The organism is Maribellus mangrovi (genome assembly GCF_037646455.1).
In the GTDB taxonomy this organism is placed as follows: domain Bacteria; phylum Bacteroidota; class Bacteroidia; order Bacteroidales; family Prolixibacteraceae; genus Draconibacterium; species Draconibacterium mangrovi_A.
The window spans coordinates 1,389,307-1,404,481 of sequence record NZ_JBBIXN010000001.1; the positions used below are offsets into that span (position 1 = coordinate 1,389,307).

8 protein-coding genes are annotated in these 15,175 nt (G+C 42.9%); 4 read left to right on the plus strand and 4 right to left on the minus strand.

The window, feature by feature from the left end; genetic code table 11:
* Positions 1-51 precede the first annotated feature (51 nt).
* The 4 genes from WFY05_RS05240 to WFY05_RS05255 all read left to right on the plus strand — a co-directional run bounded on the left by WFY05_RS05240 (position 52) and on the right by WFY05_RS05255 (position 6,963).
* Positions 52-1,599 (plus strand): efflux RND transporter periplasmic adaptor subunit, encoded by a 1,548-nt coding sequence (locus WFY05_RS05240; protein ID WP_340111681.1) that lies wholly within the window; start codon positions 52-54, stop codon positions 1,597-1,599.
* Between the two features lie 11 nt (positions 1,600-1,610).
* Positions 1,611-4,718 carry an efflux RND transporter permease subunit gene (locus WFY05_RS05245; RefSeq protein ID WP_340111682.1) on the plus strand — a complete coding sequence of 1,036 codons (3,108 nt, stop codon included), beginning with the start codon at positions 1,611-1,613 and terminating at the stop codon, positions 4,716-4,718.
* A gap of 142 nt (positions 4,719-4,860) precedes the next feature.
* Complete coding sequence (locus WFY05_RS05250) at positions 4,861-6,039, plus strand: TolC family protein (protein WP_340111683.1); 1,179 nt, start codon at positions 4,861-4,863, stop codon at positions 6,037-6,039.
* A gap of 21 nt (positions 6,040-6,060) precedes the next feature.
* Positions 6,061-6,963, plus strand: coding sequence for a cation diffusion facilitator family transporter (locus tag WFY05_RS05255; RefSeq protein WP_340111684.1), 903 nt, complete (start codon positions 6,061-6,063; stop codon positions 6,961-6,963).
* A gap of 35 nt (positions 6,964-6,998) precedes the next feature.
* Here the strand turns inward: WFY05_RS05255 and WFY05_RS05260 are convergent, their stop codons facing one another.
* The 4 genes from WFY05_RS05260 to WFY05_RS05275 all read right to left on the minus strand — a co-directional run bounded on the left by WFY05_RS05260 (position 6,999) and on the right by WFY05_RS05275 (position 15,045).
* Positions 6,999-11,468, minus strand: a complete 4,470-nt coding sequence (locus tag WFY05_RS05260; RefSeq protein WP_340111685.1) for a lamin tail domain-containing protein — start codon at positions 11,466-11,468, stop codon at positions 6,999-7,001.
* 306 nt (positions 11,469-11,774) lie between these two features.
* Positions 11,775-12,188: a nucleoside 2-deoxyribosyltransferase gene (locus WFY05_RS05265; protein ID WP_340111686.1), complete on the minus strand. Its 414-nt coding sequence runs from the start codon at positions 12,186-12,188 to the stop codon at positions 11,775-11,777.
* Positions 12,189-12,190: 2 nt separating this feature from the next.
* Entirely contained in the window at positions 12,191-13,156 is a 966-nt protein-coding gene (locus WFY05_RS05270; RefSeq protein ID WP_340111687.1) for a mechanosensitive ion channel family protein, read from the minus strand.
* 218 nt (positions 13,157-13,374) lie between these two features.
* Positions 13,375-15,045 carry a S41 family peptidase gene (locus tag WFY05_RS05275; protein WP_340111689.1) on the minus strand — a complete coding sequence of 557 codons (1,671 nt, stop codon included), beginning with the start codon at positions 15,043-15,045 and terminating at the stop codon, positions 13,375-13,377.
* Positions 15,046-15,175: the final 130 nt, after the last annotated feature.

Here is a 15,175-nt window from a genome sequence, read left to right on the forward strand (position 1 = left end):
GTTTGATTCGGAGCCTTGTCTATTTATTTGGAAAATTAAACAACATACAAAATGAATATCAAATATTTATGGGTGGCAGTAATCGCATTTCTGCTTTTCTCATGCCATCAAACACATTCAACACAAAGCGAAGAGGCAGACCACGATCATGAACAGGAAACAGTGGCTGCAGAAAGCGAACACGAACACGAAAAAATCCAGTATATTGCTTACAGCGACGAGTTCGAGTTGTTCGCCGAATCGGATGCCATGGTTATAGGCGAAAGTGCAGAAATCCTTGCTCATTTTACACACCTCAAAAATTTCAAACCCCTTGAGGCAGGGAAAGTAACTGCTCATCTTATCGTGAATGGAAAAACGGTAAGTCAAACCCTTGATGAACCGGTACAGAAGGGTATTTACAATTTTACGCTTGAACCGACAACTTCCGGAGAAGGTCAACTGCGTTTCGATATTGAAACCGGCAACAATAGATTTGTAGTTGTAGTATCAGACATGGATGTTTTTGCCAGCGATGGAGAAATGAACGAACAGCACGACCATGAAGCTGAAACTTCAGCCGTAAACACAACTGTATTCACCAAGGAGCAATCATGGAAAATCGATTTCGCCACTGCCAAGCCACAGGAGAACGCTTTTGGTCCGGTAATTAAAACTGTCGCAAAAATTGAGCCTGCTCGTGGCGAAGAAGAAATCGTTGCTGCCAAAGCCGCAGGATTGGTAGTTTTCACCAATAACAATTTGGTTGAAGGAAAAACAGTAACCAACGGTGAGAAACTTTTCTCCATTTCATCGAGCGAAATGGCGGAAAACAATTTTGGCGTGCAGCTGGCTGGAGCCAAAAGCAATTACGAAACCAGCAAAGCCAATTACGAACGTAAATCGGAGTTGGTGAAAGACCACCTGGTTTCGGAGCAGGAATTGTTGAATGCTAAAAATGCTTACGAAACCAGTAAGGCTGTATACGAGAACCTTTCAAAGAATTTCAACACATCCGGGCAAATGGTGCGAAGCAATTTGAGTGGTTTTGTAAAACAAATTTTTGTGAGCAACGGACAGTATGTGGCTGCCGGTCAGCCCTTGGTAAGCATCTCGCAAAACAACAGGCTGCTGCTCACCGCACAGGTACAGCAAAAGTACCTGCCACTTTTACCGTCAGTAGTTTCGGCCAACCTTACCACGCCCAATAGCCACGAAACATATACCCTGGAAGCTTTGAATGGGAAGATCATTTCGTTTGGGAAATCGGCTACCGACAATTCATACCTTTTCCCCGTAAGTCTTGAAATTGCCAATCATGCCGGTTTTGTTCCTGGCACTTTTGTCGAAGTTTACCTGAAAACAACGACCAATTCGAAGGCGCTCACCATTCCGAACAGTGCGCTGCTCGAAGAACAGGGGATCTACTCTGTATTTGTTCAGGTAACACCCGAAATGTTTGAGAAACGAGAGGTTAAAATTGGAGGAACGGATGGACTGCTAACCGAAGTGATTTCGGGATTGAGTGCCGACGATCGAATTGTTACCGAAGGTGCGATGCAGGTTAAACTGGCACAATCCACCGGAGCTTTAGATCCACACGCAGGTCATGTTCATTAAAAACAGAAGCAATGATTAACAACATTATAAAGTTCTCGCTGAACAACAAATACCTGATTATTTTGAGTTCGGTGGTGTTGCTGGTGTTCGGGATCTACACGGCAAAAAATATGGATATTGACGTGTTTCCCGACCTTACAGCGCCTACCGTAATTGTAATGACCGATTCACACGGCATGGCTCCGGAAGAGGTAGAACGTTTGGTCACTTATCCTATAGAAACAGCAGTAAACGGAGCAATGGGTGTGCGTCGGGTACGTTCGTCATCGGGACTCGGCTTTTCATTTGTCTGGGTCGATTTCGATTGGGGAACCGACGTTTACAAGGCACGTCAGGTAGTAAGTGAAAAACTGATTACCGTACAGGAAGCCATGCCCGATAATGTAGGAGAACCCATTCTGGCACCGCAATCGAGTGTAATGGGCGAAATATTTTTTATGAGTCTGAATGCAGACTCAACCGATCTGATGACCCTTCGCACGATTGCTGAATGGGACATCCAGCCATTGATACTGGCGACAGGAGGCGTTTCGCAGGTTACTATAATTGGTGGCGATTACAAACAATACCAGGTGCTGGCTGATCCGCTGAAAATGAATTTTTACAACGTTTCGATCAGCGAGCTGGCGGATGCCTGCCGCGAAATGAGCCAGAATTCAACCGGTAAGATCGTACGTGAACACGGTAACGAATACCTCGTTCGCGGAGTGGCACGAACGTCAAATCCCGAAGAGCTCGGAAATACTTTTATAAAAACGGTGGATGGGAAACCGGTTCGGGTAAACGATGTTGCCGAGGTTAAAATCGGGAGTGCCGTAAAAATGGGTTATGCATCGCATAATGCCAGGAAATCGATTATCATATCGGTTTCGAAACAACCGAACACCAATACCTTGGAGGTTACCGAAAATATCGAGCAAAAACTGGCTGCCATGAAAGCGACGCTGCCGCCCGATGTAAGCATCGATACCAAGATCTTCCGTCAGGCCGATTTTATCGAAACCTCGGTTAGTAACGTTCAACGCGCTTTACTTGAAGGTGCGGTGTTGGTTATCGTCATCCTGTTCCTGTTTTTGGGCAGTTTCAGAACAACACTGATCTCACTGCTTGCTATCCCGCTTTCGCTGTTGGGATCGGTAATTGTACTGAACCTGCTTGGGCTCAATATCAACACCATGAGTTTGGGTGGAATGACCATTGCCATTGGTTCGCTGGTCGATGATGCCATCATCGACGTGGAGAACGTATACAAACGTCTCCGGCAAAATTTTCAGCTGCCAAAAGGGGAAAGGCTAAGTTCCTTCTCGGTGGTTTACGAGGCATCGAAAGAAATCAGGGCTTCAATTTTAAATGCAACCCTGATCATTATTGTTGCGTTTATGCCGCTGTTTTTCCTTTCGGGAATGGAAGGCCGCATGCTCAAACCGCTTGGAATTGCTTACATCGTATCGTTATTTATGTCCTTGATCGTGGCCATGACACTCACCCCGTTGCTTTCAAAACTGATGTTATCAGGCGATAAATATCTATCGCGAAAATCAAAAGAAAGCTGGCTGGCACGAAATCTTTCTGCGGGTTACGAACGTTCGCTTATTTGGGTGCTAAAGCATAAAAAAGTTGTGGTATTCCCAATTCTTGGTTTGTTTGTGGTTTCACTGTTTATTTTCTCGGGATTTGGACGAAGTTTCCTACCGGAATTTAACGAAGGAGCATTAACGCTCTCGGTAATTACGCAACCCGGAACTTCGTTGCACGAAAGCGACAAATTGGGTGATCTGGTTGAAACTGAGATGCTATCTATTCCTGAGGTAAACAGCACTGCCCGACGTACCGGACGCGGTGAACTCGACACACACTCGCAAAGCACCAACAGTGCCGAGATCGATGTGAATTTTACACTGAAGGAGCGTGAGCTGGAAACATTTTTAAAAGATGTTCGCAGCAAACTTTCCGGAATTCCGGGAATTGCATTTACCGTAGGCCAACCTTTGGGGCACCGCATCGACCACATGTTATCTGGAACCCGTGCTAACATTGCCATTAAACTGTTTGGCTCCGATTTAAACCGGATGTTCCAAATAGGCAACGAAATTAAATCACACATTGTAGACATCGACGGACTTGTAGACGTAAACGTTGAACAGCAGGTTGAAATTCCACAGATACAAATCCGGCCCAATCGTGATATGTTGGCTTTTTATGGCATTTCAATTCACGAATTCAATAAATTTGTTGATGTCGCACTGGGCGGTGAAAAGATGGCTGATATATACGAGGGTCAGCAAACTTATGATTTGATTCTTCGCTACAATACCGATTATACCGAGCAGTTGGAAGGCATTAAAAATGTATTGATCGACACACACGACGATAAAAAAGTACCATTGAGCGAGGTAGCAGAAATCGTTTCAGCCAGTGGCCCAAATTCTATAAGTCGCGAAAATGTAAAACGAAAACTGGTGGTTTCTGCCAACGTTGCTGGTCGCGATTTGCATAGCGTGGTAGAAGAAATCAAACAAAGTGTAAACGAAAATATCGACTTGCCGGAAGGTTACCGCGTTGAATACGGCGGCCAATTCGAAAGCGAAGAAAAAGCTTCGCGAATGTTGCTGCTAACATCAATCGCAGCTCTTTTTGTCATCTTCCTGCTTTTATTCCAGGAATTCAAAAACTTCAAACTGGCAGGTATCATTTTGCTGAACTTGCCGCTGGCACTGATCGGAGGAATTTTCGCCATTATGCTAACGTCAGGAATGCTGAGTATCCCGGCAATTATTGGTTTCATCACACTTTTTGGAATCGCTACCCGAAACGGAATTCTGTTGGTTTCGCGCTACCAAAGTCTGGAGCAACAGGGCGAAAAACTGTACGACACGCTGGTACACGGCTCGAAAGATCGTTTGTTACCGATTTTAATGACGGCGTTAACGGCAGCACTGGCGCTGATTCCGCTGGCAGTCAACGGCGATTTGCCCGGTAATGAAATCCAAAGCCCGATGGCGCAGGTAATTTTAGGTGGTTTGCTCACATCGACCATCCTGAATATTTATGTGGTGCCAATCGTTTACTATGCCTTAAGCAAAAATGGAAACTCTAAAAAGAAAGATAATGTCCACTAATTACTCGAATTGCACGAAGACTAAAATCACCCCCAGCCCCTAAAGGGGAGCCGAAAAAGTCCCCTTTAGGGGGTTTTGGGGTTATTGAAACGAATGGTTTTCTTATTAAACGCGTAATTCTTGGATACAAAATAGTATAAAAATGAAACAACTAATATTCACAATTATTGCTGTTCTGACAATTGGCCAATTTGTGTCGGCACAAAGTTACATTGATGCCCTGCTGACCGAAATTGAGCAGAACAATACCTCGCTTTCGGCGATACAGAAAACGGTTGAAGCTGAAAAAATGGGAAACAAAACAGGTATTCAACTTCAAAATCCTGAGGTGGAATTTCATTATTTGTGGGGCGATCCGTCGGCCATTGGTAACCGGACAGATATCAGCGTTCAACAGTCGTTTGATTTTCCATCGGCTTATGCATACCGCAATCAGATTGCAGACCTAAAAAATGAGCAGGCCGAGCTGGAGTACAAAAGGCAAAAAATGGATATTTTCCTTCAGACACGAATGATTTGCGCCGAACTTACCTATCAGAATGCACTGCGGACAGAATACCAAAAACGACAGAAAAATGCCAGCCGGATTGCAAAGTCGGTTGAAACAAAACTGAATGCCGGAGAAGCTAACATTCTGGATCATAACAAAGCAAAAGTTACGCTTTTAAATACGGAAGCCGAACTTCGCCACATTGAAATTCAAAGGCAAACATTGCTGCAACAGCTGGCAACACTAAATGGAGGCAAAACCGTTGATTTTGAAAATGCTGATTTTGAAAATGTAGTGATCACCGCTGATTTTGACCAGTGGATGACACAGGCAGCCGTGAACAATCCGATGCTCGCCTGGTTAAAACAGGATATAGAAATCTCAGATAAAAATGCCCGCTTACAAACGGCGCAGAGCCTGCCAAAATTAAATGCAGGCTATATGAGCGAAAAAGTAGTTGGCGAACATTTTCAGGGTGTCACTGTTGGGATTTCCATACCGTTATTTGAAAATAAAAACACCGTTAAATATGCCCGATTAAGAAGCGAAGCAGCACAGCAACGTGTGATAGATGAGAAATTGCGCTTTTACAATGAAATGAAAATGCAACATGACAAAGCCATCGCACTGCAGGAAAACATCGCAAAATTTCGCGAACAGCTGACCCTGCAAAACGACCTGGAATTGCTGAAAAAAGCATTGGACAAAGGTGCTATTTCGCTCGGCGAATATTTGTTCGAACTAACGGTTTATTACGATAGCCTGGAGAAATTACTGGAAATGCAACTCGAACTAAGCATCACTTATTCACGTTTGTTGATATACAGTTAATTTTAACGATAAAAACAAAGAATGTCACATTCGCACTCACATAATCATCATCACGAGTCGGGAAACCGACACGGAAAAGCCTTTGCCATTGGTATTGCGCTTAATGTGGTTTTTGTGGCTGTTGAGGTGGTTTATGGTTTGCTGGCAAATTCATCGGCTCTACTTGCCGATGCCGGCCACAATGCCAGCGATGTACTGAGCCTTGTGTTTGCCTGGACCGCTGCCTGGATGGCCACCATCCGCCCAACCGGGAAATACACCTACGGTCTCCGCAAAACAACCATTCTTGTTTCCATTCTTAATGCTTTGTTGTTATTTGGGGCAGTTGGTTTTATTGCCTGGGATGCAATTGGGAAAATCAAAAATCCGGAACCGGTGGCCGGAACACAGGTGATGATCGTAGCCGGAATAGGCGTAGTAATCAATACGATTACCGCCCTGCTGTTTATGAAAGGACAAAAGGAAGACCTGAACATAAAAGGTGCTTTTCTTCACATGGCAGCCGATGCAAGTGTATCGCTTGGTGTTGTCATTGCCGGGCTGCTAATAATATACACCGGTGCACTTTGGATCGACCCACTGACCAGTTTTCTGATCATTGGCGTGGTACTTTGGGGTACCTGGCACTTATTCACCGACTCACTGAAACTGGCACTTGACGCCGTTCCCGAACACATTGAAGTTGATGAAGTGCGGGCTTTCCTCGAAAGTCAGGCAGGAGTCATCGATGTACACGACCTGCACATTTGGGCCATGAGCACGACAAAAGTGGCACTTACCGCCCACCTGATCATGCCGGGTGGCAACGATGATGAGTTTTTAGCCCGTTTACAGGATGACCTCGAGCATAAATTTGCAATTGGCCATACTACTTTTCAGATTGAAAAAGAACAAGTAGAAGCCAATTGTAACACCGACTGTTAAATTGAAAAAAGGAAAACTGCTTCTTCGCTTGCTATTTATTTCAGTAAAATAATTTGTTGAGAATAAGAGCCACAACGCAACACATACATTCCTTCCGGCAAATTACTTAAATCAATTTGAGCCTGATTAGTATTGATGGTTCTGCTTTTCACGGGTACTCCGGTCAAATTGTAAATGGTTATAACCGCCTCTTCAACCTCCAGTCCTGAAACATTGATTACTCCCGTGGTAGGATTTGGATAAAATGCCAGCTTACTATCGGGTAAATTCTCTGTTTTAACATTCAGCAAAATGCTCAAATTATTCTTCTTCCAGTTTTTACCAAAGTGATTGTCAAGAACATTCGATTTTAAGGTAATTCCTTCTCCATTTGCGATCTCCGGCCAGCTTTCATCCAAATTGTAATGCACCTGATCAATAATAATTCCCTGGGGAGTTTCCAGCCTGACTGCTTCCCCTTCATCCGCCAGTCTTCCGCTTTCCCACTGGTAAACATTTCTGTTTTTATTTAGCCAGAAATCAGAATTCCTGTTGTATGCCACGTAAACATCTTTACCGGGATCAATAATTGTATTATCAGGAAAAGTGAAAGTGATGCCTTTTGTAAACACGTATCCGGAGATATCAAGCTCCGTACTGCCGGGATTGCTTAATTTTATAAACTCGTTGATCTCTGAAATGGTATTCGATTTAAAGGCTATTCCACTGATAATAACCTGGTTGAAGTCAAGCTGAATCGAAAGATTTGCCCCTATATTTCCGGAAGATGCGGTTCCAATACAAGGTGAAGAAGCATCCAGACTAAAATCGAATAAAGTGGGATTGGCAAATTGAGGATCGACAAACAAATTGCTTTCTGCCACTGGTAGTTCATCATTATCGGAGGTGGAATGTGAAATTTTTATAGTAGATTTTGAATCGCTGAAATAGCTGACATCGTAGGCATTCGATAAAATTGAATTTGTAACCTTCACATTTGCGCCGGCATCACCTTCATTTTTTTCATAAGTGGCCACCGGAGTTCCGTTTCCGTAGTAGGTACTATGATCAATAGTCACCCGGCTTGAATCTTTCAACCCGGCACCAAGGTTGCAGTTAACAAACACCGAATTTGAAATATTGGCCGACGATTGCTGACCCACCGAAACTCCCTTGTCGGTAATGTTATACACCAACATATTTTCGATCAAAATATTCTCGGCGCGTTCGCCAATGTCAATCGCATCGCTGTTGAAACCGTGAAAATCGCGAATTAAGGAATTTCTTATCACCCCGTTTTTAACATCATCATAATCAATTGCGTCGGTATCCGGCATGTCGTTACCTGTAAATTCGCAACTGTCGATAAAACCTTTTCCGTATTTGATATTGATGAGGTCGCCTGTAATCTCTGAATGCAGCCTACTGTTTTTCATCGTGATATCAGAATATCGTCCCAGAACCGGATTCTCATGCACATTTTCAATCACTGCCCCATCGATTAACAACACTGAATTGAATGCAGAAACTGCGGCAATTTCCCGTATCGGATTTGCTCCTTTGGAAGCGTCTTCAACAATAATATGGTTTAAATATGAAGTATCGGCACTTACAAAATTCAGGTTCCCCCATTTGTGATTTTTACTGTCCGGATTACTTCTGAAAACAACCTGTTCTTCCATTGTTCCTCTGGTTTCGAGTTTCCCATTTACAGTCATTGAAACATCATCCGAAAACCAGATTTCAACTCCCGGCTCAACAATGAGATTACCCGTTTCGGTAATAATAACATCATCGGGAACACGGTAAGGTGAACATGCTTTCTTCAAAATCAGTTCTTCGGCAATCACTTCAGGAACAATGCAACTTCCATCGCTTTCAAAAAGTGCGATCACCTCAAGATCTTCAGTGTGCGTTAAGTTCAAAGTTGTACTGGTGATCAAACCTGAACTGTCGGATGTAAATGCGGTCAGTTGTACATCAAAACTGATGTCGGAACTGGTTGGATTTGCCTGGTGAACTTCAACAGCAATAACATTAACACCTGAATCTAAGAGCGCTTTATCAACCGGGTAAACTAAAAAATCGCTTTCATCTCCACCGCCAATGGCAGTGCTTGCCCGTGTTGAATACATAATTTCCCCTTCCGGCATGTTATCGCGTGTTACCTCAACACCGTTCAGGTAAACTACAGCACCATCGTCGCACTTCAGGTTAACCTTCAAATTATCCAGATTCCCCGGATCTTCAATGGTAAACTTTTTCCTGAAATAGGTAGTAATGTGTTTATCATTGCTGTTTCCGCCAAAATCGACCACCGTATTTTCGTCGCCATCGCCATAACCCAGTTCAGCCTGTCCTTCTTTCCATTCGCTATCGTCAAAATCCGTATTCTTCCAGGTGACCGGGGCTGCCGATCCCGAATCGTTATATTTCCAAACTTCTTCTTTATCAATAATTACATTACTGCGAAGTATTTTCCAACCTACAAAATCACTCCCACTTTTTGCTTCGGCAAACAATTCAATTTCCTCATTTTTTGGATACGCCCCCTGACTTTCAGCTTGCTTAATTTTGATGCCGTTGAAATTGACTGTACCTTCATTTTCAGGAGATATGAGCAGCGCTAAAGTTTGGCTCTCTTGAAAACCATAGTTTTGCAAATCATTTAACAGGGCCGGAGGCCGGTGATCGGCAAATACTTTCATATCGTCGACTTCTTTATTCCAGTATCCCACAGAAGGGATCGCATCACCATAATCGGAGGTGGTTCCCCTCCACCTTTCAATATGTTTTGGAACTTCTTCTTCGATGTTAGAACTAAAATCATCGATCATTTTCTTTACCCGATCAGGATCAAAGGTCGTAAAGAGGTGATCGGCCAGGCGTTTTCCGAAATAGTGTCGGTAGTCGTCATTCTCAAGAAGCGCAGACAGCGGTATGACTTTCCGGTCGGCATAATAATCGATCATGTTGTTGCCGGCATTAAAAAAGGTACGGTCCAGGTCATTCAAAATCCATTTCCATTTTCCCCCGTCCTGCGGTTTCCAGGCCATTATGTTATGGTCGACCGAAACATTTTGTGCATAAATTTCAGTGATGATAAAATCAGTAAAATTTTCAATATCCATTAATTCAGCTACGGCATCGTAGTTCTCCTGATTCGACAAATCTTTGTGATACAAGGCTTCAAATGCAGCATACTGATCAAGTGAACCTGTTTCCACATAATTTTCATTCTCAATCATGTCAATTTTCCGGTCGCCAAGTTTGTGATTTTGAACAATAAAATCCTCGTTGACTTTGGAGCGCATATTGTGAATGCCCATGTACTCACCGTTAAAGTAAACCACACAAGCTCTGAATCCCTGAAAATCAACGTCCATATTCTCAGCAGTAAGCGATTGTGCCATTCCATCCCTGAACAAGGTATAAGCCCAGTCGCTGCCTGAAGCACGCAGGGCAAAATCGTCGAAAACACTCCGGTCGTGATCAAACAAAAGCGGATACTCAAGCTTTCCCTTTCCGTATTCTTTTCGAAAGTAAATTCCCAGCATTTTCTGTGGAAGCTGCCAGGAGTACAAACCGTTTACTTTTGTTCCCGCAGTCAGGTTAAACCCGGCGCGATCGCTGCCATCGTTTTCAAAGAGCTCAATGTTGACCGGAATTTCCCATTCAGGTTTAAAGTCCTGTACATAGATCCCCGTTATTGAATCCCAGAAATTATCGGGGTCCGAAGCCAGCGAAACTACCGGAAGTTCTCCGATCGAATCATTTTCATCGATAAAATAGGTGTTTGTTACGGTTTCTCCGGGAACCTGGTTCGCCTTGAAAATGCGGGCCCGAACCACAGTGGTTTTTTCAATCTGAAGATCAGCATTTAATATCGGTGAGCTTTCTGTGGGTTCCGAACCATCGAGCGTATAGCGCAAATCTCCTCCAAAGGTGTTCGAAACCGACACCGTAAGCGGCGAAGTAAAAATTCCTCCCAATGGGTTAAAGTGTGGCTTATTTTTTACGATACCTTCAAAATTCTGTGTGTAATTCGATAAACCAGGTGAGGATTCTGTAAAAAAATTCCATTCGGGACCGCCATCAGGTGTGCGCCCCATTGAAATGTTGGGCTCCTGAACACCGAACGACACCGAATCAATAAATATTCCGTCTGAATTTAGAATGGCCAGCTCCTCTCCATCAGCCGAAATTTTAAAATTGGTGTGCAGCCCGTTATCGAAACCATCAGCCCAAATGATTAAAAATCCTTTTGGTTCAATTTGCGTTCCCGACGGAATCTGCCACTTGGTAAGGTTGTTAAAATTATCGGTCAGGTAATAAGCTCCAAGGTCGACAATGGAATTCCCAGCATTGTAAAGTTCAAGCCAATCGGCACTCTCACCATAATCAGGATCAACAATTACCCCGGTATTCGACGCCAGAAATTCGTTAATAACTACCTGAGCTTTAGCCATTACAGGGAAAAGTAATAATGCAATATAAAAAGCGGCCAATCGTGGTATCTGTTTCATGCGATATAGTAAAAAAGTCTAAAACCGGGCAAAATATGTCCAAGTTCATTCGTGTTTAGTTCTGTCAAAACTATGAAAATATTTGAAATCACTGATCCAAACAATTGAATTGATCTTTTGGATCACATAATTATCCGTTTAGAAGAAATTTTCTTGTACAATAATTTAAACAATCAACTATTTCAGTTATTGAACCAGAAAGCTTTTCGATGATCTTTTCGATGTCTCTAACACCGATTTATGGCAGTTGTTTAATGGAAACAATTGTTAAGTTGATTCCAGATGAACTTAAAATATAAAGCAACTTTATCGCTCCAGAAATGAGGAAATGGCTAACTGAGCGTCTTCGAAAGTTTTATAGTTGATCAGTTCAATATCCGGGCAACCTGCGATCATCGCCGAAAGGTTTTTCCCTGATTCTGGTCGGAATAAACAGAGTACCCGTTTCCCGGCTTCAACGGCCCGGCCAATTTCATACCCAACACCCATTGAAATGGTAGTTACTTCGGCCACCAAAACATCGGCGGTCTTCAGCCATTCCAGATCGCGGTCGTGGATAAAACGATCGGTTGGACCATCGTCGCCCAGGCTACTAAGCGCTTTATCGCCAACATGCTCGGTAAGCACTTTACCAAAGTTTTTGAGGGAATTAATAATTTCAAAATACAATTCTGCATCTTCACGACCTCCGCGAATGGAGCCTGCAAAATAAATCTTCATCGCTATTTATTTACATCCGGAACTTTACCAAATCCACCAATCGCTACACCAGGTTCGCCTTCACTCTGAACCAGAATCCTTGTTTTTGGTAAGCTTTCTGGATAATTTTTCTGCAGGAACTGGATTAGTTTTTCACGCACATGAACGCGCAGGTCCCAGGCCGTTGGCGAATCTTTGGCACTCATCAGTGCACGTACTTCTACGCCATTTTGTTTGGCATCTGTTACCTGCAATACATTTACTTTTTTATCCCACAATGGTGTTGCTTCCAGCACCCTGGTCAATTCTTCGCGTAGGGCATCGAACGATACTTTGTAGTCGGTGTAAATAAAAACTGTACCCAATATATCGGCCGAAGTGCGTGTCCAGTTCTGAAAAGGCTTTTCGAAAAAATAGGTCGAAGGAACTACCAAACGCCGCAAATCCCAGATTTTAACCACCACATAGGTCAGTGTAATTTCTTCAATTCTTCCCCACTCGCCTTCAATAACTACCACATCATCGAGCCGGATGGGCTGGGTAATAGCAATCTGCAAACCCGCAATAACGGCCCCGATAAATTTCTGAGCTGCAAAACCAACAATAATACCGGCAACACCGGCCGAGGCAAACAGGCTGACTCCCAACTTTCTTACATCGTCGAACAACATTAGAACCGCCCCGATTGCAATGACAATAATGAGTGCTATAAAAACACTTTCGAGAATATTAAACTGTGTCTGGAATTTGCGCGACCGTAAATTATCTTCGGCCGCGGTATTGAATCTTTCAAGGAAAATACGTTTGATTGTTCGGAGTGAGGAAATAAGCAACCATGCAATACTAACTATCATAAGGATGGATCCTACGGTATCAAAAATTGGGTAAGATTCCTCGTAGGTAAAGTCGTATTTCTCGATAAAATATTTAAGAAAAATAGAAATCAGTAACAATAGAATGGGTAGGATAAATCGTTTAAAGTGCTTCATAATTTTTCCGATTTGGTTGTTGTTCTACTTCGCAAATTGAACGGTCATAATTTCGTGAAACGACCTTTTTTTGCCTTTAATTTACAAAAATTAGATTGAATTAGTTTACTGGGTTGATTGGGCTTCTACTTTTCTTAACACCTGAAAAACCAATATGTTGAATGAGGCACAAAAAAAGGAGGCTCATCGCCTCCTTTCAAAATTATATGTTATTTCGATTAATTCATTGAAATTACCAGACCTGGCTGGAAGTAGCCCGCATAAGACGTTTCGGAATGCAGTGCATCAATGGTTTTCCTAATGCCTTCATCGTCGGTAATAGCAGCACGTATAGCGCCTTTTTGGTAGTAATACCTGGTTACGATTTCGTCTTCCAGTAAATCGCTTATTTCGTCGCGGAAACCACTAAGGTCCTTATCTAGATCAGGCACCAGTTTGGCTTTTAAGGCTTCAAACTCTTCTTTTGCCAAACCGTAATATTTTTCGTTTTTCGCAGTTTTCAGCAGCGTTTCAAAATCAGTCTGCGACTGCGAATCATAATGAAAATCAGAAGCTTTTACAAAATCGGTAAATTGTCGGTAAATATCATCGGTAATTTTGAAATCTTCAGGCTGAGCGATCGATTCATTTTCATTGGCATATTTAGTCGCAAAATCGAAAATTTTAAACTGCGTTGCTAACTCAATCGCTAGGGTTCCGAGGTTTTCAACATCCACTTTCATATCCGGAACAATACCTCCCCCGTCGTACACTTTTCGTCCGTGTTTAGTGGTAAATTCCGTAATCAGCGAATCAGGTACATGACCAACACTGCCATCCTCGTTGCGGTGCGAATAATCCAGAGCCTGAATACAGCGGCCACTGGGGATGTAATATTTTGCGGTGGTTACTTTCAACTTGGTATTGTAACTCAGGTCGCGGGTAGTTTGCACGAGCCCTTTACCAAAAGTTCGCGAACCTACAATAATTCCACGATCGAGGTCTTGTATGGCTCCCGAAACAATTTCGGAAGCTGAGGCTGAACCACGATTCACCAGAACGGCAATTTTAATGGTGGTATCGATAGGCTCTGAAGTAGCTTTATACACTTTGTCCCACTGCTTTACCTTTCCGCGTGTGCTTACAATTTCTTCGCCTTTAGGGACAAAGAAGTTTACAATTTTCACGGCTTCCATCAACAATCCGCCGGGATTCCCACGAAGATCAAGCACCAATGCATCCGGATCGTTTTCTTTTAAATCAAGAAAAGCTTTCTTTACATCCTCGCCGCAGTTTGCCGTAAAATTCGACAAACGAATGTAGGCCGTGTTATCGTCGAGCATCCCGTAATAAGGAACCGCATCGATGGATACTTTTTCGCGAACCACTTCAAAATTGAGTGGTTTTTTCTCTCCCACACGTTCAATCTTTATCGTCACGGGTTTATTTGCCGGACCCTTCAGCAGACTACTCACATCTTCAGTAGTCATTTCCTTAGTATCTTTCCCCGAAACCTCAAGAATAACATCACCCGCTTTTAGCCCGGATTTTTGCGCCGGAAATCCTTCGTAGGGTTCCGAAATAATAATGTTATCGCCATGCTTCCCGATCAAGGCTCCAATTCCGGCATACTCGCCGGTGGTCATAAATCGAAAATCCTCAATCTGATCTTCTGAAATGTAATTGGTGTACGGATCGAGCGACTGCAACATATCGTCGATACTGGTTTTTACCAGTTTATTCGGGTTGATCTCATCCACATAAAACATATTCAGTTCCCTGAAAAGTGTATGATAGATGTCCAGGTTTTTTGCAATTTCAAAGTTTTTCTCATCGCGCGTAAAGCTGAAAAACGAAACGCTTAATACAGCCACGAGAGCTATTCCAATCCAAATTTTTTTCTTCATCATCTTTTCTCCTTTCTGAATTTGTTGGCCTTAAATTCAGTTATGAACTGCCAAAAGTAACAATTCTTACCCGATATAAGTTAACAATACGAACTATTCATTACGTTAATTTATATTAAAAACAGGTGAGTTT

Excerpts from the sequence above, each read along its gene's own strand:
- WFY05_RS05250 (WP_340111683.1), top strand. The coding sequence starts at position 4,861 with ATGAAACAACTAATATTCACAATTATTGCTGTTCTGACAATTGGCCAA.
- WFY05_RS05240 (WP_340111681.1), top strand. The coding sequence starts at position 52 with ATGAATATCAAATATTTATGGGTGGCAGTAATCGCATTTCTGCTTTTC.
- WFY05_RS05255 (WP_340111684.1), top strand. The coding sequence starts at position 6,061 with ATGTCACATTCGCACTCACATAATCATCATCACGAGTCGGGAAACCGA.
- WFY05_RS05260 (WP_340111685.1), bottom strand. The coding sequence starts at position 11,468 with ATGAAACAGATACCACGATTGGCCGCTTTTTATATTGCATTATTACTT.
- WFY05_RS05275 (WP_340111689.1), bottom strand. The coding sequence starts at position 15,045 with ATGATGAAGAAAAAAATTTGGATTGGAATAGCTCTCGTGGCTGTATTA.
- WFY05_RS05270 (WP_340111687.1), bottom strand. The coding sequence starts at position 13,156 with ATGAAGCACTTTAAACGATTTATCCTACCCATTCTATTGTTACTGATT.
- WFY05_RS05245 (WP_340111682.1), top strand. The coding sequence starts at position 1,611 with ATGATTAACAACATTATAAAGTTCTCGCTGAACAACAAATACCTGATT.
- WFY05_RS05265 (WP_340111686.1), bottom strand. The coding sequence starts at position 12,188 with ATGAAGATTTATTTTGCAGGCTCCATTCGCGGAGGTCGTGAAGATGCA.